Genomic DNA, 20,711 nt, shown 5'->3' with positions numbered 1-20,711 from the left:
CTTTCAATAGTAAAAAATCAATTAAAAAAATGTTTAAAACATTAAAAAGCGACTTGCCTGCAAGTGTCGTAGTATTTTTCGTTGCCTTACCTTTATGTTTAGGTATCGCATTAGCAAGTGGAGCGCCACTTTTTTCAGGATTAATAGCAGGAATTATTGGAGGAATTGTAGTTGGAGCCTTAAGTGGTTCTAAAATTGGAGTTAGCGGACCTGCAGCAGGTTTAGCAGCTATTGTATTAACAGCCATAGGAACTTTAGGTGGTTATGAAAACTTTTTAGTTGCTGTAGTATTAGGAGGAGCAATTCAATTGCTTTTTGGAGTATTAAAAGCTGGAATTATTGGGTATTATTTTCCCTCTTCAGTAATTAAAGGAATGCTTACCGGTATTGGAATTATTATTATTTTAAAGCAAATTCCACACTTTTTTGGTTACGATGCAGAACCAGAAGGAGCAGATAGCTTCGTAGAAGCTTCAGGAGAGAATACATTTTCTGCATTATTTAATATTTTCGATAACCTAATTATAGGCTCAATGGTAGTAGGCTTTATAGCCTTAGGTATTTTACTATTATGGAGCAATGTATTAGTTAAAAAAGGAAAGATTTTTGAGATTATTCAAGGACCATTAGTAGCTGTTGTAGTTGGTATTGTTTTTTACGTTATCACACAATCGAGCGAAACTCTTGCTATTGCAGATTCTCATTTAGTAAGCGTACCTGTTCCAGATAGTTTAGATTCTTTTATTGGGCAATTTAGCTTCCCTAATTTTTCAGCAATAACAAATCCAGAAGTTTGGGTTATAGCATTCACAATTGCACTTGTAGCAAGTTTAGAAACGTTATTATGTGTAGAAGCGACAGATAAGTTAGATCCAGATAAAAACGTAACACCAACAAATAGAGAGTTATTAGCACAAGGAGCAGGTAATATACTATCTGGATTAGTTGGTGGACTTCCAATAACACAAGTAATTGTAAGAAGTTCTGCTAATATCCAATCAGGAGGAAAGAGTAAATTATCTACTATTATTCATGGTTTTTTATTATTAATATCAGTAATCTTAATTCCAACATTACTAAATAAAATTCCTTTATCTGTATTGGCTGCAATTTTATTAATTGTAGGATATAAATTAGCAAAACCAGCATTATTTATGAAAATGTACAAATTAGGATGGAAACAATCTGTACCATTTTTTGTTACTGTAGCAGGAATTGTTTTTACAGATTTATTAGTAGGTATTGGTTTAGGTTTAGCAGTTGGTATCGTGGTTATTTTATTAAAAAGTTACCAGAACTCTCACTTTCTTCATATTGAGGACAAAAGCAATGGAAAAAATAGAATAAAAATGGAATTAGCCGAAGAAGTAACATTCTTTAACAAAGGTGCAATTTTAAAAGAATTAGACAGCTTACCAAGAGATACATATTTAGAATTTGATGTTACAAAAACAAGATACCTAGATTACGATATAGTAGAAATATTAGAAGATTTTGCTTTTAAAGCAAAAGAAAGAAATATCGATATTAAATTAATTTCTAAACGTGGTATTGTAGAAAATCCACCAAGTTTTATAGAATTCTTCCAGCTAAGACCAAAGTCTAGTATTAGTTTAAGCTAAAATGTTATGAAAAATAACAAAAACAAAATTTTGGTACTTATCGATGTTAAAAAAAACATCGAAAGTACCTTAAAAAGCACTATAGCTTTAGCTAATATTATAAAAGGTGAGATTACCCTTTTTTATGTAAAGAAACCAACCGAGGTTGTAAATGTAGATAACCAATTATCTGCTATTCGTGGAATTAACGAAGATTATACTTTAGTTGAATCTGAAATAAAAAATGCTATCGAGTCTATTTCAAAAAAACACAACATTACTATTAATTATAATTTTAGTTATGGAAATGTGAAAAATGAGATTACTAGACACATAGAGGAAATTAAACCAGACACAATTGTTTTAGGAAAAAGGAAAGCTAAAGCAGTAAATTTTATTGGAGATAAAATTACAAACCATATTATAAATACATTTAAAGGTTTAGTAATGATAGCTCCTAAAAACAATGTTTTAGAGACTAGTAAAGAGTTGACAATAGGTGTTTTAAATGCTAATAACGAAAATAAAAATGTGTTGTACCCAAGTATTTTACAGGAACATACAACACAAAAAATAAAATCGTTTACGTTTATTAAAAACAGTAATGGCTCTATAGAACCAGAACCTCTTGTTAATAGTGACGGTACACCATTAGTTTTAAATCAAAACGAAAACGCTATAAAAAACTTGTCAAACTATATTGTTCAAAATAATATAAATCTATTTTGTGTCAATAGAGAACAAACTAGCAAAAAGGAAAAAACTGTATTAGCAAAAAAGGACATAAAAAACCTAATAGATAAAATAGAAGTTCCTTTATTATTTGCAGATTCAAGAAATTAAATAAATTAAAATAGATGAAAAACAAATTAACCATAGTACTATTAGCTGTTCTATTTGTGCCATTTTTATCAACAGCTCAAGATAGTAATTTAGGTAATTGGCTTATTTATATAGGAAATAAAAAGCTTAATAGTAAATGGAATATCCATAACGAAATACAATACAGAAATTACGATGCTGTTGGAGACTTAGAACAGTTGTTATTAAGAACCGGATTAGGTTATAATTTAACCGAAAATAACAACAATATTTTATTGGGCTATGGTTATATTTTATCTGAAAATTATGTAGGTGATACTAACGAGAAAGTTTCTGTAAATGAACACAGAATTTTTCAACAATTTACAACCAAACAAAAAGTAGGAAAAGTAGGTTTAAGCCATCGTTACCGTTTTGAACAACGTTTTGTAGAAGACGATTTTAAAATGCGTTTCAGGTATTTTTTAGGGATAAATATTCCATTACAATATAAAGAAGATGGCAACAACCCATTATACCTTTCAGCATATAACGAAATCTTTTTAAATACAGAATCTTCTGTTTTCGATAGAAATAGATTGTATGGTGGTTTAGGCTATAAATTTTCAAAATCTTTAAAATTAGAATTAGGTTATATGAATCAATTTTTTGAAACATCAGGAAGAGATCAAATAAACCTAATAGCCTTTGTTAACTTTTAATAAATAATATTATATTAATAGATAATACTTTTAAAATAAGTATATTAAAAGTAACTTTAGAAACCTAACCTTAAATAAAAATGAAAAACTTTTTTTCAAACCTCAAAGGAGATGCTTTTGGCGGAATTACAGCAGGTATTGTTGCCTTGCCTTTAGCTTTAGCCTTTGGAGTTTCTTCTGGGTTAGGACCAAGTGCAGGTTTATACGGTGCTATTTTTATTAGCTTTTTTGCCGCTTTATTTGGTGGTACAAACACACAAATATCTGGTCCAACTGCTCCAATGACGGCGGTAAGTATGGTTGTAATTGCAGGAATAATTGCAGCAAACGACGGTAGTGTGGAAAAAGCATTACCAGCAATATTAACCGTTTTTTTATTAGCAGGTTTAATACAAATTGGACTTGGCGCATTAGGCTTTGGTAAATACATAAAATACATACCATATCCTGTAGTTTCTGGTTTCATGACGGCAATTGGTGTAATAATATTGGTAACACAAATTTTACCTGCTATTGGGTACTACCCAAAAGAAGATGTAGAACTAGTAAGCCAATTCAAACCACAAGCCCAAGAACTTATTCTTGAGAATATACTTAAAGAAGAAGCTGGAGAAGGTATTTTAGTGTTAGAAGATTTTCAAGAAACTATAAAAAGAGCAAAAGCCTTAACTCAAGAAGATATAGCAAAAGAGTCTCAAACACTTGCAAAATCTGCTACATCTGGAGTTATGGGAACACTAAAATCGTTACCAAGAGCAATACAAAATATTAACTGGTTAGAGCTTATTTTAGCACTATCAACCATTTTTATAGTGTATGGCTTTAAACGTATAACAACAAAAATACCAAGTGCTTTGGTCGCATTAGTTGTAGTATCTGGTATAGCTTTTGGTTTCGGATTAGATTACAGACCAATAGAAGAAATTCCATCAGGTTTACCAATTCCAAATTTAGAAATATTTACAAGCTTTTCATTAGGAGCGATTACACCATATATTTTTACAGCAATCACATTAGCATTATTAGGTGCTATAGATTCGCTTTTAACAAGTGTAGTTGCAGATAATATGACTAAAACCAAACACAAACCAAATAAAGAATTGGTAGGTCAAGGAATTGGTAATAGTATAGGAGCAATTTTTGGAGGCATTCCAGGAGCAGGAGCAACTATTAGAACCGTTGTAAACATTAATGCTGGAGGTAAAACAAAACTATCTGGTATGATTGCAGGCGTAATGCTATTAGTAATTTTATTAGCTCTAGGTCCAATAGCATCAAAAATTCCAGCAGCAGTATTAGCAGGAATTCTAATAACAGTTGGTATTGGTGTTATGGATTATAAAGGCTTAAAAGCAATACCTGTTTTACCAAAAGATATGAAAATCGGGCCTATAAAATTAAGCTCAGAAGTATTAGTAATGCTAGTTGTATTAGTATTATCAACATTTTGGAACTTAGTTTACGCCGTTGGTATTGGTTTAGTAATTGCATCTTTATTGTTTATGAAAAAAATAGGAGATTTAACAGCTAAAAGAAGCGATGTTAAGTCTCTTAAAGAAGAAGCTTGGGCAGACGAAGTTGGGTTTCCAGTAAGGCTAAAAGAAGAAGTGTTTATAAAACACGTAAAAGGACCATTGTTTTTTGGCTCAACAAGCGAGTTTCAAGCATTATCTAAACAAATACCTAATACAGCAAAAACAGTAGTAATACGCTTGGGCAGAATGCAGTATATGGATCAATCAGGATTATACGCAATGGAAGATGTTATAGTAGATTTAAAAAAGCAAAACATGAATGTACTCTTTGTAAATTTACTAAAACAACCACGCTATATGATGGAGCGAATAGAAATAATACCAAATTTAGTACCAGCAAAACATATATTTAAAGATTTTGATTCTTGCTTACATTGGGTTAAAAACAATGTAGAAGATAAATATTAAAAAAAATAAGTTAAATCAATTTTTCGCTTTCGCGGAAGAAAAATATTAATTAAAATGAAAAATACAGCAATAACAAAACAAGTACAAGACACATTAACACCAGATAACGTATTACAAGATTTATTAGAAGGAAACAAGAGATTTACAGCAGGAGATTCTCAAGCAGTAGATAACTCAGCATTAATATCACAAACTACAGGAGGTCAGCACCCAAAAGCAGTAGTACTTTCTTGTATAGATTCTCGTGTTCCGGTAGAAACAGTTTTAGACCAAGCAATAGGAGATATATTTGTGTCTAGAGTAGCCGGAAACTTTGAAAACACAGACATTTTAGGAAGCTTAGAATACTCATGTAAAGTAGCAGGAAGTAAATTAGTACTAGTTTTAGGGCATGAAGCTTGTGGAGCAGTAAAAGCAGCTTGCGATGGTGTAGAATTAGGAAACATTACACACTTACTAAGCAACATTTTACCAGCAGTACATAAAAGTGCAGAAGAAGTTGAAGGTGAAGCAAACTCATCAAATAAAGCATTTGTAGCTAAAACCGTAGAAAACAATGTACAATTAACAATAAACCGCATAAGAGAAAAAAGCCCAATCTTAAAAGAAATGGAAGATAATGGCGAAATTAAAATTGTAGGAGGTGTTTACAGTTTACAATCTGGAAAAGTAGAAATGCTTTAATAAAATTAAACTAAAAATATAACCTGCATTTGTTTAATAAAAACGGTGCAGGTTTTTTTATGCCTCAGTTTCAGTTTCTAAATCTTCATTTATAGAATCTTCAGTTTCAGCCTTAATAATATTAGGGAATAATATAGGAGCAATAGATTTTACAGGCTCATAAAGTATAGAATCCTCAATATGCTCTTCATCTATAAACGTAATTGTATTGTTCATTTTATTAAACACAATTAATAAAATACTTAAAATTAGCCCAATTTTAAGCGCACCAAAAACACCACCTAAAAGCTTATTTAAAATACCTAAAGCAGCAAAATCTGCAAGTTTAGTAAGGGCTTTTCCAGCTAAAGAAATAACAACTATTATAATTACAAAAGTAATAGCAAAAGCAGTAATATTAATTGTTTTTTCTGTCCATTCTGTACCTTCTTCAAGAAATTCAGCAACAAAATAACTAAAGTGAATGGCACCATAAACACCAGCAACTAAAGCAACCAAAGAAGCAACTTCAACAAAAAGACCTTTTAAAAAACCACGAACTAAGCCAAACAAAAGCAAAGCACCTAAAACAATATCAATAACAGCCATAATAATACAATTTCAACAAATATAAACTAACTTTGCAACTTTCAAACTTTATACTTTTAACTTACACATGTCAAGAGATCAAGAATTAAAAGAACGATGGAGCCTGGTAGTAGAAAAACTCTCTAACCAATTTGCAGATGGAGAAACTCTAGATTTAGACGCTATAATTTATCTTATAGGTGTGCAAGAACTAGGGCAACTAGACCGTAAATTTAAAAAAGACCATAAATTAGACTTAATGCATATAGCAATATGCAAACTATTAACACCTTACGGCTATTATGAATTCGATTTTGTAGATAAAGACGGCTGGCCACACTACAAAGTAAAAGAACAGTTACCAAGCCTAAAAGCAGGAGAACAAAGTGTTTTAATGAAAGAAGCTATAGTTAATTACTTTATAGAAACAGAATATATTCAATAAATTAGGGCGTTACCCAAAGGTCGCGCTCTCGGCAGTCGCTTTTAATTTGCTTTAAGGCAAATAAAAGAGCTTCAACAAATGCCTCCATCGCTAACGCAAATCACGATAAAATTCATAAATTTGCCAATCATTTAGATACTGAAATAAATTCAGCATAAAAGATTATGATAGATAAGATAAAAGAGCTCATAGCAGAAGCAGAGGCTTTTAAAGCACAAACAATAGAAGAAGTAGAAGCTTTTAGAATTCAATATTTAGGAAAAAAAGGCTTATTAAACGATTTTTTTGCAGAGTTTAAAAATGTAGCCAATGACCAGAAAAAGGAATTTGGACAAGCAATAAACCAGTTAAAAACTACAGCTCAAGAAAAAGTAAATACTCTAAAAAGTGAGCTAGAGAATACTACTCAAGATGTAAGTGATTATGGCGATTTATCTAAGCCTGGAGCACCTGTAGAAATAGGAGCGCGTCACCCAATTTCTTTAGTAAAAAATCAAATTATAAATATCTTTTCTCAAATAGGTTTTAACGTAAGCGAAGGACCAGAAATAGAAGACGATTGGCATAATTTTACAGCACTAAACTTACCAGAATATCATCCGGCAAGAGATATGCAGGATACCTTTTTTATTCAAACCGATCCAGATATTTTATTACGTACCCATACAAGTTCTGTACAAGTGCGTTATATGGAAAATAACCAACCACCAATTCGAACAATATCACCAGGTAGAGTATATAGAAACGAAGCAATATCAGCACGTTCTCACTGTTTTTTCCACCAAGTAGAAGGATTATATATAGATAAAGACGTAAGTTTTGCAGATTTAAAACAAACACTTCAATATTTTACAACCGAGCTTTTTGGGAAATCTAAAATACGTTTACGTCCTTCATATTTCCCATTTACAGAACCAAGTGCAGAGGTCGATGTTTATTGGGGATTAGAAACCGAAGTAGATTATAAAATTACTAAAGGCACAGGTTGGTTAGAAATAATGGGCTGTGGTATGGTAGACCCTAATGTATTAGAAAACTGTGGTATCGATTCTAAAGAATACTCTGGTTTTGCTTTTGGTATGGGAATAGATCGTATTGCAATGCTTTTACACCAAATAGGAGATATTAGATTATTAAGTGAAAATAATATTAGATTTTTAGAGCAATTTAAATCTGCTTTATAAAACTCTATATTAGGTACATACAATTAAAAGCCAACTGTTAACAGTTGGCTTTTTTATTTAACAACACTTTAACTTCGTTTAGTTCGGTTTGTTCCGAACTAAACTCTATTTTTGCCATGTAATTATTAAAATAAGTAATAATGACGAAAGAAATATGCAGTAAAAAAATGGCACTTGTAGAAAAGCTTGGCGTCCATTTAGAAAATAGAAATAATTTAGCACCTGTTGCAGCCCGTATAATGGCTTACGTAATTTTAACAGGAAGACGAGGTACAACTTTCGATGAGATGGTTGAAGTTTTATGCGCAAGTAAAAGCACCATTTCTACGCATTTAAATCATTTACAAGATTTAAAAAAAATAGAATACTTCACTAAAACAGGTGACCGAAAAAAATACTTTGTAGTAAATAAAGATTCTGTATTCAACCATATAGATACAATGATTGAAGAATGGGAATCTGTTAAGGCGCTTCATCTTGAAATGAAAGCTTATAAAGAAGCTATTAATGAGCAGGCAACAGATGAAGAAGAAAAATTTGATCTAACCTTTCATATAAATTATCTCAAATTTATTGCAAGTGCTTCGGCATCTATGAAAGAACTAAAAGAAAACCTAATAAAAAACAAATTCAACCTTTAAAATAATGAAAACAAATAGAATAATTTCAATATTAACCATAGCTAGTGTCTTTCTAGCTTTAGCCAGCTGTGCCGACAATAAAAATGCACAAGCTGCCGCAGCAAAACAGCAACAAGCTTTACCGTTTCCTGTTACACAATTACAAACAAAAACCGTTACTGGTTATACAGAGTATCCAACAACTATTGAGGGAAAAGTAAATAGTGATGTTAGAGCAAAAACTTCTGGCTATGTAGAAAAAGTATATGTAGATGAAGGTCAAAAAGTACGCAAAGGACAAGTGTTATTTAAACTAGAAACACAATCGTTAAGTCAAGATGCTGGTGCAGCAAAAGCACAAGTAAATGTAGCACAAGTTGAGGTTGATAAACTAATTCCTTTAGTAGAAAAAAACATTATTAGTCCAGTGCAGTTAGAAACTGCAAAAGCAAATTTAGCACAAGCTAAAGCTAATTATAGTGGTGTAACTGCAAATATCGGTTACGCTACCATTAAAAGTCCAATTGATGGTTTTGTTGGAGCCATTAATTTTAGAGAAGGTGCTTTAATTAGCCCAAGTGATGCAACACCACTCACAACTGTAAGTCAAATAGACGAAGTCTATGCTTTTTTTAGTTTTAATGAAGCACAATACATTGATCACTTACAACGTGCAGAAGGTCAAAACAAAGCAGAGCGTATTAAAAATTCGCCAGACTTAACTTTAGTTTTAGCAAATGGTAAGGAGTATTCTGAAAAAGGACGTATTCAAACCAGTACAGGACAGATTAACCAAAGTACAGGTACTATTCAAATTAGAGCAGCTTTTGATAATCCAAACGAAATTTTAACCAACGGAAACAGTGGAAAAATTAAATTTCCAATAGAGTATAAAGACGCTATTGTTGTACCACAAACTGCAACTTTTGAGCAGCAAGGTAATATTATGATTTTCAAATTAGGAGAAAACAATAAAGTAGAGACTTCTATTTTAAAAGTAAAAGGTACTGTAGATAACTTATATGTTGTAGAGTCTGGTGTAGCACCAAACGACAAGATTGTAGTATCTGGTATTGGAAAACTAAGAAGCGGTATGGCAATTGCGCCTCAAGAAACTTCATTTGAAGAAGCTATTAAGCCGGTTGCAACATTATTTAGAAATTAGATAACCACCAAACATATTTATCATGTTAAAAACATTTATTGAAAGACCAGTACTTTCAACAGTAATCTCTATTATCATAGTTATGCTAGGTGTTATTAGTATAACTACCTTACCAATAGAGGAATATCCAGATATTGCACCACCAACTATTAAAGTAACTGCAAATTATACAGGTGCAAATGCAGAGACCGTTTTAGAGAGCGTTATTGTACCTATCGAGGAGCAAATTAATGGTGTAGAAGGTATGACGTACATTACCTCTACAGCATCAAATAATGGTACTGCTGAAATTACGGTATATTTTGATCAAGAAACAGATGCCGATATTGCAGCTGTTAATGTTCAAAATCGTGTAGCTAGAGCCACACCATTATTACCACAAGAGGTAACGCAAACAGGAGTTGTAACACAAAAGCAGGAAACTAGTGCGCTAATGTTTATCTCCATGTATTCTGAAAGTGAAAATTACGACGCTACATTCATTCAGAATTACTTAAAAATTAACGTTATTCCAGCAATGCAACGTATTAGTGGTGTTGGAGATGTTAGTGTATTTTCACAACAAGATTACGCTATGCGTGTTTGGTTAAATCCAGAAAAATTAGCGTCTTATAACTTAATACCTTCAGATATTACTGCAGCTTTAGCAGAGCAAAATTTAGAAGCAGCAGCAGGTTCTTTAGGTGAAAATAATGGTGAATCATTTTCATATACATTAACCTATAGTGGTCGTTTTAAAGACGAAGCGCAATACAGCGATATTGTAATTAAAGCTTTAGGAAACGGAGAGTTTTTACGCTTAAAAGATGTGGCAACTATAGAGTTAGATGCACAATCATACTCATCTAATGCCATGAGTATGGGTAATCCAGCAGTTTTTATGGGAATTTTCCAAACTAAAGGATCTAACGCACAAGAAATTATTGAAAACATTAAAGTGACTTTAGAAGATGTAAAAGCAGATCTTCCTGAAGGTCTAGACATTTTTGTACCATACGATACCAGTTTATTCTTAAACGCTTCAATAGAAAAAGTAATTAGCACATTATTAGAAGCCTTTTTACTGGTATTCTTAGTAGTATTTATCTTTTTACAAGATTTCCGTTCTACATTAATTCCTGCAATTGCAGTACCGGTTTCTATTATTGGTACCTTCTTCTTCTTAAATGTTTTTGGCTATTCTATTAACTTACTAACATTATTTGCCTTAGTACTTGCTATTGGTATTGTAGTAGATGATGCTATTGTTGTTGTAGAAGCTGTTCATGCTAAAATGGACGAAGGAGAACACAACCCGAAAAAGGCAACATTAACCGCTATGAACGAAATTTCTGGAGCCATAATTTCAATTACTTTGGTAATGGCAGCGGTATTTATTCCAGTAACCTTTATTACTGGACCAACAGGTGTTTTTTATGAGCAATTTGGTGTTACTTTAATTATTGCCATTTTAATTTCTGCTGTAAATGCATTAACCTTAAGTCCTGCATTATGTGCTTTATTATTAAAAGAACATAAAGAAGACGAAGAGCTAAAAGGAAAAGGACCATTAAAACGTTTTTATACCTTATTCAATCGTGGATTTAATGCAACCATTAATAGATACGGTAAATCATTACAGTTTTTATACAAAAGAAAATTTGTTTCAGTATTACTATTAATTATTGCAGGTGTTGGTATTTATTGGGCTTCAATGACAACTCCTACAGGTTTTGTACCTAATGAAGATAGAGGAATTGTTTTTGCAAACATCGAATTACCTCCAGGAGCATCATTGGATAGAACAGATGCTGTTTCAAGAAAATTATATGCTCAAATTGAAGGCATAGAAGGTATTGAAGCTGTTAACTTTATTAAAGGTAGAAGTTTAATAAGTGGCGCAGGTAGTAATTATGGTTTTGGAATTATAAAACTTAAAAACTGGGATGAACGTGAAGACGAGTCGTTATCAGCGCAAGCTATTACGGGAAAATTATTTGGTGTAGCAGCAGGAATACCAGATGCCAATATTATATTCTTTTCACCTCCTAGTATTCGTGGTTTTGGTAACTCATCAGGTTTCGAAATTAATTTATTAGATAAATTTGGTGGTGAGTTTACAGATTTAGATCAAGCTAATAAAGACTTTTCTATGGCTTTAATGAGTCATCCAGAAATTAAATATGCACAATCTTCTTTTAGTACTAATTATCCGCAATATGAAATGGAAGTTAATGTACCATTAGCAAAGGAAAAAGGTGTCTCTGTAAATAGTATATTTTCAACATTACAAGGTTATATAGGTGGAATTTATGCATCAGATTTTTCTAGATTCGGAAAACAGTATAGAGTATATATTCAAGCATTACCAGAAGATAGAGCAGACGAGAATGCTTTAAACAGCATGTATGTGCGTACAGATTCTGGCGAGATGACTCCTATTACACAGTTTGTTACGCTTGAAAGAGTTTATGGACCACAATCGGTAACACGTTTTAACCTTTTTAATTCTACCATGATTTCTGGTGCTACTAACGATGGTTATAGTACAGGTGATGCCATTAGAGTTATTGAGGAAGAGGTAGCAAAACTACCAAGTAATTATACAGTTGCTTACTCAGGTTTAACACGTGAAGAGGTAAACGCTGGAAACCAAACAACGTTTATATTTATACTAAGTATCTTATTTGTTTACTTTTTATTAAGTGCACAATACGAAAGTTACTTGCTACCATTTGCTGTAGTATTATCATTACCATTTGGTGTATTTGGTGCCTATATAAGTACTAAATTCTTAGGGTTAGAAAACAATATATATTTCCAGATTGCCTTAATCATGCTTATTGGTCTGTTGGCTAAAAATGCTATACTTATAGTTGAGTTTGCTTTACAGCGAAGAAAACAAGGCGAGAGCATTGTTGATGCAGCGATAGATGGTGCTAAGTCACGTTTACGTCCAATTTTAATGACATCGTTTGCCTTTATCTTGGGATTAATGCCTTTAGCATTAGCTTCAGGTGTTGGGTCAGAAGGAAACAACTCTATTGGTTCTGGTGCAGCAGGCGGAATGCTTATTGGTACCATTTTAGGAGTCTTTGTTATTCCTATCTTATTTATATTATTCCAATGGTTACAAGAAAAAGTTTCGGGAAAACCAGCAGTACAAACTATTGAAGATTAAAACAATGAAATCAATAATAAAACATAGAAACCTTAGTAAAGGCGCATTAATATTAGTTGTAGCATTAACACTACAAAGTTGTTTTGTAGCTCAAGATTATGTGAGACCAGATGTAAATGCTGAAACAGAAGCACTTTACAGAACCGATAATTTACCAACAGATAGCGTCTCTATTGCAGATGTCTCTTGGAAAAATTTATTTACAGACCAATACCTTCAGCAATACATAGAAGAAGGTTTGCAAAATAATATGGATGTACGTATAGCTTTGCAGCAAATTTTAGCAGCACAAGCTTATGCGAAACAAGGTAAAGCAGGTTATTTACCATCTGTAAGCGTTGGTGCAAATGCAACGCATCAGGAATTATCAGAAAACAGTCAATTTGGAGCTTTATTTAGTGGCGCTATTGATACCTATGATATTACAGCAAACTTATCTTGGGAAGCAGATATTTGGGGAAAAATTAGAAGTAACAAACGTGCAACACAAGCTGCTTATTTACAAAGCGTCGCAGGACATCAAGCAGTAAAAACGCAACTGGTATCTAGCATTGCGAATACATACTATAATTTATTAGCTTTAGATGCGCAATTAGAAGTAACCAAACAAACTATTATAACTAGAGATAGTAGTGTTACTACAATAAAAGCTTTAAAAGACGCTGGACAAGTAACACAAGTTGCTGTAGACCAAAATATCGCACAGTACAATAGTGCTAAAGCTTTACAGGTAGATATTGAAGTCGCTATTTTTAAAACAGAAAATACGCTAAGCATTTTATTAGGTAAAACACCACAAACGTTTGAAAGAAGCAGTTTAGACATTCAAAATATAGATCAAAATATCGTATTGGGTGTTCCTGCTACTTTATTAAGCAACAGACCAGATGTTATGGCTGCAGAATATGGTTTAATTAATTCATTTGAGTTAACAAATGTTGCGAGAAGTAATTTTTATCCGTCGTTAACTTTAACAGCTTCAGGCGGATTTCAGAGTTTGGAATTGGATAAATTATTAAATGCAAATTCATTATTTGCTACCATTATTGGCGGATTAACGCAACCAATTTTTAATCAAAGAAAAATTAAAACACAAAAAGAAGTTGCGCTTGCACAACAAGAGCAAGCTTTGCTTGAGTTTAAAAAGACTTTGTTAGTCGCAGGAAGTGAAGTGTCTAATGCGTTATATACATATAAAGCTGAAACTAAAAAGTTTGAATTTAGAAAAAATGAAGTGGAAGCGTTACGTACAGCCGAAGCTAATTCTAACGAGTTACTTAAAAATGGTTACGCTAATTACTTAGACTTATTAACAGCAAGAGAAAGCGCTTTAAATGCCGAACTTAATATTATAGATAGTCAATTACAACAATTAGTTTCTATTGTAGATTTATATGAAGCGCTTGGTGGTGGATGGAGATAATAATTTAATAGAAATGAAATGATAACCAAAGCTCAATTGTTACAATGTGCTATAACTAAGTTTACTCGATTTGGTAGTAAACACGTTACTTTAGACGATTTAGCAACTGAGCTTGGCATATCTAAAAAAACAATTTATTCTTTTTTTAAAAACAAAGAAGACTTGGTGAAATCAAGTCTAGAAAGTTTATTAAACGAGTATAAAACCGATATAAATAGGATTGTTAATAGCAATGGTAAAGATCCTGTTTTGTGTGTTATTTTAATTTACCGTAGAGGGTTTGAGTATTTAAAATATTTTAAACCCTCTTTTATTTTTGGTATACACAAATACTATCCAAAAGCTGGTTTATTATTCGATAGTTTTTCTGAAGAATTAGCGCATAAAATCATACAAGATTTACTTATTGAAGCACAATTAAAAGGAGATATAAGACCCGAAATTGATATTGAATTAATAGTTAGAATCTATTTTTTTAGAATAGATAATCTTGTGTTTAAAGAGAATAATTTATTTGAAATTTATACTAAAGATGAGTTGTTTAAGCATCTAGTACTTTACAATTTAAAAGGTATAGTAAGTGATAATTATACTAATTCATATTTAAATTAAAATTTATAATAAAAAAGCCTTAACATGACTGTTAAGGCTTTTTTTAGACTATAAGAATTTTATTTATTGTAATAAGCTATATACAAACTCTGGGTAACCACGTTCTCCAGCTTCGTTTGTTATTGCTAAAAACTTTAATTTATATAAGTTTCCATCTGTATCGTTAATAATATAAAAAACATTGTCTTTTAATGACGGTAAAGCGCCTGGTCCGCCACCATTTCTCCAGCTGCTTCCAATTGCGCGTTGATCTGTACCAAAATTATCATTATTAATATCGTCTATGGTAAAGTTGTCGTAAGTTAATTCAGTTTCAACTTCTGTATCAATCATATAGGCAGATGCTTCTTGTTTTGCATTGTTAACTACGTAATCTGAATAACCATACGATCCATAACCTGGTATTTCATTTGTAAAAACAGTAAAGTTTAAATCCCATTCAGATTTTGTTGGTTCGATATTTACTTCTGAGTTAGCATCAAAGCTAAAAAAAGTAAAATTGTAATCTGTATTTTTAGAGATAGTAACTTCTTGGTGTGTTGTAGCATCTAAATCTGCATATTGTAATACATAATCTCCATTGTTTTGTGTTACTTTAATTTTTTTCCAACCTCTGCTGTCTCCAGTTATATCTACAGATCCAGTTTCTGGAGTTTCTGTTCCAACTTCATATCCAAGGTTAACTAAGTATACGTGGTTGTTTGCATTTGTCGCATCAATTTCTGCAATTGCAGTAGTGGTAATATCTCCATTTGGCGCATCAACATAAGCAGTGTTTGCAGCATCAAATGTTCCCACAGCAACTTGAGGTTGTAAATCTTGTACTTCTTGATCTGTAGAAGATACAGCATCAATATCTGTAGCTGTTAATTGTGCTGTAGCCATATAAATAGAGCCATTTATAACAACTCTAAAATTTGTTCCAGAGTAGAATGCTAAATCCCAAGAATCACGTTGTACGCTTGTTATTGTATTTGTACTTAAATCTACATATACTTGGTTTTGTTGATTTGGTCCACCAACAGTTGGTGCTACTGCAGCACCTTCTATTACTATATTTAAAGGTTGTGATGTTGTGTTATTATCATCGTCACTGCTGCAATTAGTAAAAACTAAAGCAGTTATACATAGAGCTAAAGTAAAAAGTTTGTTTTTCATGTTATTGTTGTTTAAAAATTTAAATTATATAATAGTTTTAGGTAATATGATCGTCCGTAACCTAATAAAAGGCTGCTGTTATTTGTGCTGTGTACACCAGTTGTAGAAGCGCCATTGACATCTACACTAGTAACATCTAAAAGGTTTCTAACGCCTACTGTAGCTTGAAGTTTATTTTTAAAAAACGATTTTTTTATAGAAGCATCCATCCAGCTATAAGCATCGGTATTGTATTTTTTAAAGGTGCTGTTTCCGTTAGCATCACTGCCTTCTGCAATGTAATTTTGTTGTTTTCCGTTGTGCTTAAAAAGTACAGTTAAAGCGGTATCCCATTTTTCAATTAAATAGGTTGCGCTTGTGTTAAGTTGAAAGGCGTATAAAAAGTCATTTTCGGCATTAACTTCATCATTCATCACTCTAGAAATACCTTGTACTGTAGCACCTAAATTAAAGGTCCAATTGTTTTGCTTTATTACGTTTTCAGAAGTAAAACCAACCAATCTATAGGCATCAATATTTATATATTGGTATTGTAATGGTGTTGGATTAACAATGGCTAATTCAATTTTATCTTCTAAGTTGATATAGCTTAATTTTATATTGTTGGTCATAGATGTATTGTTAAACCAACTGCGTTTTTTTAGGTTTAAAAATGCTGAAAAACCTGTTTCTGGATTTAAGTTTTCATTTCCTCTAACATCATGATTAGAATCTACAAAGTAGTAGTATAATTCTTCAAAATTTGGAGTTCTGTAAGACGATCCAATACTTGCACGAAGCTCATAACCTTTGTTTAATAAATATCTAGCACTTAATGAACCTAGTAGTTTTGATTTGAATTTTGAATTATACTCATATCTAATACCTGGACGTAATGAGAATTTTTTAGTTAAATTAATTTCAGAAGAAGAGAATGCTGCAAAATTATTCTGTTTTAATGTTTTGTCTTGTTGTGTAACATCACCAGATGCTTGCGTATCAAAACCGGATATAAATCTGGTTTCGTAACCTAATTGGTAGTTAAAATTTTCACTATTAGAAAGATTATTTATAGTTCCTTTAGAGAAGAATACATCACTAGATTGGTACTCCTCATTGGTTTCATCAGATTTTTCTTCGGTAACTATATAATAATTATACTCGTTTAAATCTCTTTTTTGTGTTTGGTATGATAATGAAGCATTATAATTAGCTCCAGAATTTAAACGACCATTTAAACTTAAATTATTTACAAATCTATTTGTAGTGTAAACCCTATCTGTAGCAGATGGATTACTGGTTTGGTTAGAAACATTAATATTTGCTCTTACTGCAGCATCATAATAATTTAACTCTTCATTAAAATACTCAAACTTGTAAAAAAGTTTAAAATTATCTGTATTATAGTTAAGGTTTGCTTTAGTTGTAAGTTGTGTTTTTGGTAACCAATCGTAACCACGTAAACCATCATTAAAATAATAATCTTCACCTTGTCTTTCGTTAAAAAAACCAGCAAATTGATTGCGATTAAAACCAATTTTAGCAGACCATTTATCGTTAAAATTATGACCAATATTTAAAGCTTGTATATGCCTTCCTTCGTCAAACCAGGCATACTCATCGCTAACTGTTTCTTCTTGTACAAAAGTTTGTATTTGCCAATCGTGGTCAATAGTTTTTTTGGTAATTATATTAATTACACCAGATACAGCATTGGCACCATAATCTACTCCCATAGCGCCTTCAACTATTTCTATACGCTCAATATCATCAAGATTTATTTGTGTTAAATCTATATTATTACCTAATCCGTTATCGCTAACTAAAGGAATATTATCGACCAAAATATTAAAATATTGAGCATCTAATCCAAAAAATGAAATTGTAGAACGACCTGTAGATGCACTTGGAATAATGTTTAAATTTAGGTTAAAGTTTAGTAAGTCTGCTAGATTATTTGCAGCTTGCTGATCAATTTTTTTTCTGTCTATAACAATTACATTATGTACAGATTTCTTTATAGATTGAGGGTTGTACTGTCCTGTAATAACTACTTCGTCAAGATCTGTTACAGATGTAGAATCTTTAACAATCATCTTATCTTTTTGTGCGATTAAACTCGTAATTAAAAAAAAAGAAAAATAAACCGTTAAATAGTTTTTATTTAGAATCATTCTTGATTAAATTTGTTGCAAATATATATCTTATTTTAATTCAGTCTAAATAAGAATGATATTTTTTAAAACAAAAATCACAAACATTTAAAAATGAAAAGATTAACAATTTTACCATTATTATTAATAGTGTTTTCACTATCTGTAACAGCTCAAAGCAAAAAGAAAAAAGACCAAGAAGCGATAAAAAGCATGTGTGGTTGTTATGAGGTTACGTTTAATTTCACCGAAACATTTAACTATAGCCAAGACTCTTTATACAAACCATCAGAAACTAAGATAGCTTCTGGTTTAGAATGGGCTCAATTAGTAGAAGACAGTGATAATAAAATTTCAATTCAGCATTTATTACAGGTTGGTAGCCCAGATGCGCCACATATTGTTAAACACTGGAGACAAGATTGGTTATTTGAGAATACAGACTTTTATATGTTTAATGGAGATAATAAATGGACGTACCAATCTAAGCCTAAAAAAGAAGTTAAAAATCAATGGACACAAAAAGTATATCAAGTAGACGATAGTCCGCGTTACGAAGGTTCTGCAACATGGGTACATGTAGATGGAAAAAGCTTTTGGGAAAACACAACAACAGCACCATTACCAAGACGTGAGTACACAAAAAGAAGCGATTACAATGTAACAGTAAGAGGTAATAGACATGAGATTACTAAATACGGTTGGTTACATGACCAGGATAACGAAAAAGTTATTAGAGAAACAGGAAAAGATGATGTAGTTTTGGCAAAAGAAAAAGGGTACAATACTTATGTTAAAGTAGATGATAGTCGTTGTAAAGCATCTCAAGACTGGTGGAAAAATAGTCAAGAAAAATGGGCTAAAGTTCGTACTAAATGGGATGAGGTTTTTGCAAGAAACCAAAACCTAGAATTACACGCTAAAGTAGATAATAAAGTATTATTTAAATACTTATTTGATGACGAAAATTACGCAACAAAAGAACAAATAAACCCATTAATTGAAAGCTTTATAGTAAAATAAATGAAAAATTTAATCACAGTAGCTATACTTTTTATAAGTATACAAATTACAGCACAAGACAACGCATTATTAAACCGAAAATTTTGGAGTCCAACTGTTTCTATTGAAGATGTAGAAAACGCAATTGCAAAAGGTAATAACCCATCGCAATTAAACAATAATAGCTTTGATCCTATGGTATATGCGATATTACAGTCGGCACCAAACGACGTTTTAAAGTTTATGTTATCTCAAGAAGGAAACGATGTAAATAAGTTAACACACGATGGTCGTACTTATATCTTTTGGGCAGCTTATGCAGGTAACGATACTATAATGAAATACCTTATTAGCAAAGGCGCAAAAACAGATGTATTAGATGACCATGGCTTTACAGCATTAAATTTTGCTGCAAATGCGGGACAAGCCAATACAGAGGTTTATAACATTTGTTTAGAAAATGGAGCTGATTTAAAAAATGATGTTAATCACGATGGAGCTAATGCATTATTATTAGCTGCGCCAAGTAATTTTGAATTAGTTGAGTATTTTCAAGATAAAGGCTTAGATATTAAGAGTACAGATAAAAATGGTAACGGTATTTTTAATTACGTCGCAAAAAAAGCAAACATTGAAATTTTAAAAAGCTTAGATGAAAAAGGCTTAAAAGGAAACGACCAAGCATTTATTTTTGCAAGTCAAGGTACACGAGGTAACACAAACGGTATTGATGTATATCAATATTTAGAAAATATTGGTTTAAATCCAGATGTAAAAACTAATGAAGGTCTTACACCATTACACAATGTTGCTTCAAGAAGCAAAGACCTTAAGGTAATTCACTATTTTATTGAAAACGGAAACAATATAAATGCTGCCGATAAAAACGGAAGCACACCATTTTTAAACGCTGTAAAAAGTAACTCGATTGAGGTAATAGAAAGCCTTTTAAGCCAAGTTGAAAATATTGAACAAGCCAATAAAAAAGGAGAAACAGCTTTAATGCTTGCTGTACAAAATAATAGTGCAGAAGTTGTAGAATTATTATTATCTAAGGAAGCTAGCATAAAAGCAAAAGATGCAAAAGGAAATAATTTATCTTATTATTTAATAGAGTCTTATAGTCCTAGAAATGAAAATGACTTTGAAAATAAATTACAACTTTTACAAAACAATGGTTTAGAATTTACTAAACCTCAAGATAATGGTAACACATTAATACATTTAGCTTTAGATAAAAATAACGCTAAGTTTTTAAAACAAATAGCACAGTTTGAAATAGATGTAAATGCAGTAAATAAAGATGGTTATACAGCATTACACTTAGCAGCAATGAAAGCTACAGATGTTAAATTATTAAAGCATTTATTAGCTATAGGTGCCAATAAAGAAGCTAAAACTACTTTTGAAGAAACTGCTTTTGATTTGGCTTCAGAAAATGAAATTTTATCTAAAAAAGACATTTCAATAAACTTTTTAAAATAATTATTAC

17 protein-coding genes are annotated in these 20,711 nt (G+C 31.5%); 14 read left to right on the top strand and 3 right to left on the bottom strand.

Going from position 1 to position 20,711, the window contains the following annotated elements; all coding sequences use genetic code 11:
• Positions 1-29 precede the first annotated feature (29 nt).
• The 5 genes from LACAL_RS04500 to LACAL_RS04480 all read left to right on the top strand — a co-directional run bounded on the left by LACAL_RS04500 (position 30) and on the right by LACAL_RS04480 (position 5,751).
• Entirely contained in the window at positions 30-1,622 is a 1,593-nt protein-coding gene (locus tag LACAL_RS04500) for a SulP family inorganic anion transporter (RefSeq protein WP_013869521.1), read from the top strand.
• A gap of 6 nt (positions 1,623-1,628) precedes the next feature.
• Complete coding sequence (locus LACAL_RS04495; RefSeq protein ID WP_013869520.1) at positions 1,629-2,444, top strand: universal stress protein; 816 nt, start codon at positions 1,629-1,631, stop codon at positions 2,442-2,444.
• A gap of 14 nt (positions 2,445-2,458) precedes the next feature.
• Positions 2,459-3,124: a DUF2490 domain-containing protein gene (locus tag LACAL_RS04490; RefSeq protein ID WP_013869519.1), complete on the top strand. Its 666-nt coding sequence runs from the start codon at positions 2,459-2,461 to the stop codon at positions 3,122-3,124.
• A gap of 80 nt (positions 3,125-3,204) precedes the next feature.
• On the top strand, positions 3,205-5,067 hold the full coding sequence (locus tag LACAL_RS04485) for a SulP family inorganic anion transporter (RefSeq protein ID WP_013869518.1): 1,863 nt from the start codon (positions 3,205-3,207) through the stop codon (positions 5,065-5,067).
• A 54-nt stretch (positions 5,068-5,121) separates the two neighbouring features.
• Entirely contained in the window at positions 5,122-5,751 is a 630-nt protein-coding gene (locus LACAL_RS04480) for a carbonic anhydrase family protein (protein WP_013869517.1), read from the top strand.
• Between the two features lie 57 nt (positions 5,752-5,808).
• Here the strand turns inward: LACAL_RS04480 and LACAL_RS04475 are convergent, their stop codons facing one another.
• On the bottom strand, positions 5,809-6,339 hold the full coding sequence (locus LACAL_RS04475; protein WP_013869516.1) for a CvpA family protein: 531 nt from the start codon (positions 6,337-6,339) through the stop codon (positions 5,809-5,811).
• Between the two features lie 67 nt (positions 6,340-6,406).
• On the opposite strand from LACAL_RS04475, the gene LACAL_RS04470 reads away from it, so the two are divergent.
• From LACAL_RS04470 to LACAL_RS04440, 7 genes are all read left to right on the top strand, one after another.
• A complete protein-coding gene (locus LACAL_RS04470) occupies positions 6,407-6,763 on the top strand; it encodes a hypothetical protein (protein ID WP_013869515.1) in 357 nt (118 codons plus the stop codon).
• Positions 6,764-6,927: 164 nt separating this feature from the next.
• Positions 6,928-7,947 (top strand): phenylalanine--tRNA ligase subunit alpha, encoded by a 1,020-nt coding sequence (gene pheS / locus LACAL_RS04465; RefSeq protein ID WP_013869514.1) that lies wholly within the window; start codon positions 6,928-6,930, stop codon positions 7,945-7,947.
• Between the two features lie 140 nt (positions 7,948-8,087).
• Positions 8,088-8,588 carry a GbsR/MarR family transcriptional regulator gene (locus LACAL_RS04460; RefSeq protein ID WP_013869513.1) on the top strand — a complete coding sequence of 167 codons (501 nt, stop codon included), beginning with the start codon at positions 8,088-8,090 and terminating at the stop codon, positions 8,586-8,588.
• A gap of 4 nt (positions 8,589-8,592) precedes the next feature.
• On the top strand, positions 8,593-9,732 hold the full coding sequence (locus LACAL_RS04455; RefSeq protein ID WP_013869512.1) for an efflux RND transporter periplasmic adaptor subunit: 1,140 nt from the start codon (positions 8,593-8,595) through the stop codon (positions 9,730-9,732).
• Positions 9,733-9,754: 22 nt separating this feature from the next.
• Entirely contained in the window at positions 9,755-12,892 is a 3,138-nt protein-coding gene (locus LACAL_RS04450) for an efflux RND transporter permease subunit (RefSeq protein ID WP_013869511.1), read from the top strand.
• A gap of 4 nt (positions 12,893-12,896) precedes the next feature.
• Positions 12,897-14,315 (top strand): efflux transporter outer membrane subunit, encoded by a 1,419-nt coding sequence (locus LACAL_RS04445; RefSeq protein WP_013869510.1) that lies wholly within the window; start codon positions 12,897-12,899, stop codon positions 14,313-14,315.
• A gap of 18 nt (positions 14,316-14,333) precedes the next feature.
• Positions 14,334-14,927, top strand: coding sequence for a TetR/AcrR family transcriptional regulator (locus LACAL_RS04440; RefSeq protein ID WP_013869509.1), 594 nt, complete (start codon positions 14,334-14,336; stop codon positions 14,925-14,927).
• Positions 14,928-14,990: 63 nt separating this feature from the next.
• On the opposite strand, the gene LACAL_RS04435 is transcribed toward LACAL_RS04440, so the two are convergent.
• The gene (locus LACAL_RS04435; RefSeq protein ID WP_013869508.1) at positions 14,991-16,085 is read right to left on the bottom strand and encodes an HmuY family protein; all 1,095 of its coding nucleotides are present in this window, start codon (positions 16,083-16,085) and stop codon (positions 14,991-14,993) included.
• Between the two features lie 11 nt (positions 16,086-16,096).
• On the bottom strand, positions 16,097-18,160 hold the full coding sequence (locus tag LACAL_RS04430) for a TonB-dependent siderophore receptor (RefSeq protein ID WP_237701006.1): 2,064 nt from the start codon (positions 18,158-18,160) through the stop codon (positions 16,097-16,099).
• A gap of 171 nt (positions 18,161-18,331) precedes the next feature.
• Here LACAL_RS04430 and LACAL_RS04425 point away from each other — a divergent pair, with 171 nt between their 5' ends.
• On the top strand, positions 18,332-19,240 hold the full coding sequence (locus LACAL_RS04425; RefSeq protein ID WP_013869506.1) for a DUF6607 family protein: 909 nt from the start codon (positions 18,332-18,334) through the stop codon (positions 19,238-19,240).
• Positions 19,241-20,704 carry an ankyrin repeat domain-containing protein gene (locus tag LACAL_RS04420; protein ID WP_013869505.1) on the top strand — a complete coding sequence of 488 codons (1,464 nt, stop codon included), beginning with the start codon at positions 19,241-19,243 and terminating at the stop codon, positions 20,702-20,704.
• Positions 20,705-20,711: the final 7 nt, after the last annotated feature.

Origin of the sequence: Lacinutrix sp. 5H-3-7-4, from assembly GCF_000211855.2 — a bacterium.
GTDB lineage: Bacteria > Bacteroidota > Bacteroidia > Flavobacteriales > Flavobacteriaceae > Lacinutrix.
The sequence above is the reverse complement of the archived record's forward strand: the minus strand, read 5'-3'. Positions and strand labels throughout refer to the sequence as shown.

Coding starts and splice junctions, on each gene's coding strand:
- LACAL_RS04470 (WP_013869515.1), top strand. CDS start 6,407: ATGTCAAGAGATCAAGAATTAAAAGAACGATGGAGCCTGGTAGTAGAA.
- LACAL_RS04475 (WP_013869516.1), bottom strand. CDS start 6,339: ATGGCTGTTATTGATATTGTTTTAGGTGCTTTGCTTTTGTTTGGCTTA.
- LACAL_RS04455 (WP_013869512.1), top strand. CDS start 8,593: ATGAAAACAAATAGAATAATTTCAATATTAACCATAGCTAGTGTCTTT.
- LACAL_RS04420 (WP_013869505.1), top strand. CDS start 19,241: ATGAAAAATTTAATCACAGTAGCTATACTTTTTATAAGTATACAAATT.
- LACAL_RS04425 (WP_013869506.1), top strand. CDS start 18,332: ATGAAAAGATTAACAATTTTACCATTATTATTAATAGTGTTTTCACTA.
- LACAL_RS04445 (WP_013869510.1), top strand. CDS start 12,897: ATGAAATCAATAATAAAACATAGAAACCTTAGTAAAGGCGCATTAATA.
- LACAL_RS04485 (WP_013869518.1), top strand. CDS start 3,205: ATGAAAAACTTTTTTTCAAACCTCAAAGGAGATGCTTTTGGCGGAATT.
- LACAL_RS04460 (WP_013869513.1), top strand. CDS start 8,088: ATGACGAAAGAAATATGCAGTAAAAAAATGGCACTTGTAGAAAAGCTT.
- LACAL_RS04435 (WP_013869508.1), bottom strand. CDS start 16,085: ATGAAAAACAAACTTTTTACTTTAGCTCTATGTATAACTGCTTTAGTT.
- LACAL_RS04490 (WP_013869519.1), top strand. CDS start 2,459: ATGAAAAACAAATTAACCATAGTACTATTAGCTGTTCTATTTGTGCCA.
- LACAL_RS04440 (WP_013869509.1), top strand. CDS start 14,334: ATGATAACCAAAGCTCAATTGTTACAATGTGCTATAACTAAGTTTACT.
- LACAL_RS04430 (WP_237701006.1), bottom strand. CDS start 18,160: ATGATTGTTAAAGATTCTACATCTGTAACAGATCTTGACGAAGTAGTT.
- LACAL_RS04500 (WP_013869521.1), top strand. CDS start 30: ATGTTTAAAACATTAAAAAGCGACTTGCCTGCAAGTGTCGTAGTATTT.
- pheS (WP_013869514.1), top strand. CDS start 6,928: ATGATAGATAAGATAAAAGAGCTCATAGCAGAAGCAGAGGCTTTTAAA.
- LACAL_RS04495 (WP_013869520.1), top strand. CDS start 1,629: ATGAAAAATAACAAAAACAAAATTTTGGTACTTATCGATGTTAAAAAA.
- LACAL_RS04480 (WP_013869517.1), top strand. CDS start 5,122: ATGAAAAATACAGCAATAACAAAACAAGTACAAGACACATTAACACCA.
- LACAL_RS04450 (WP_013869511.1), top strand. CDS start 9,755: ATGTTAAAAACATTTATTGAAAGACCAGTACTTTCAACAGTAATCTCT.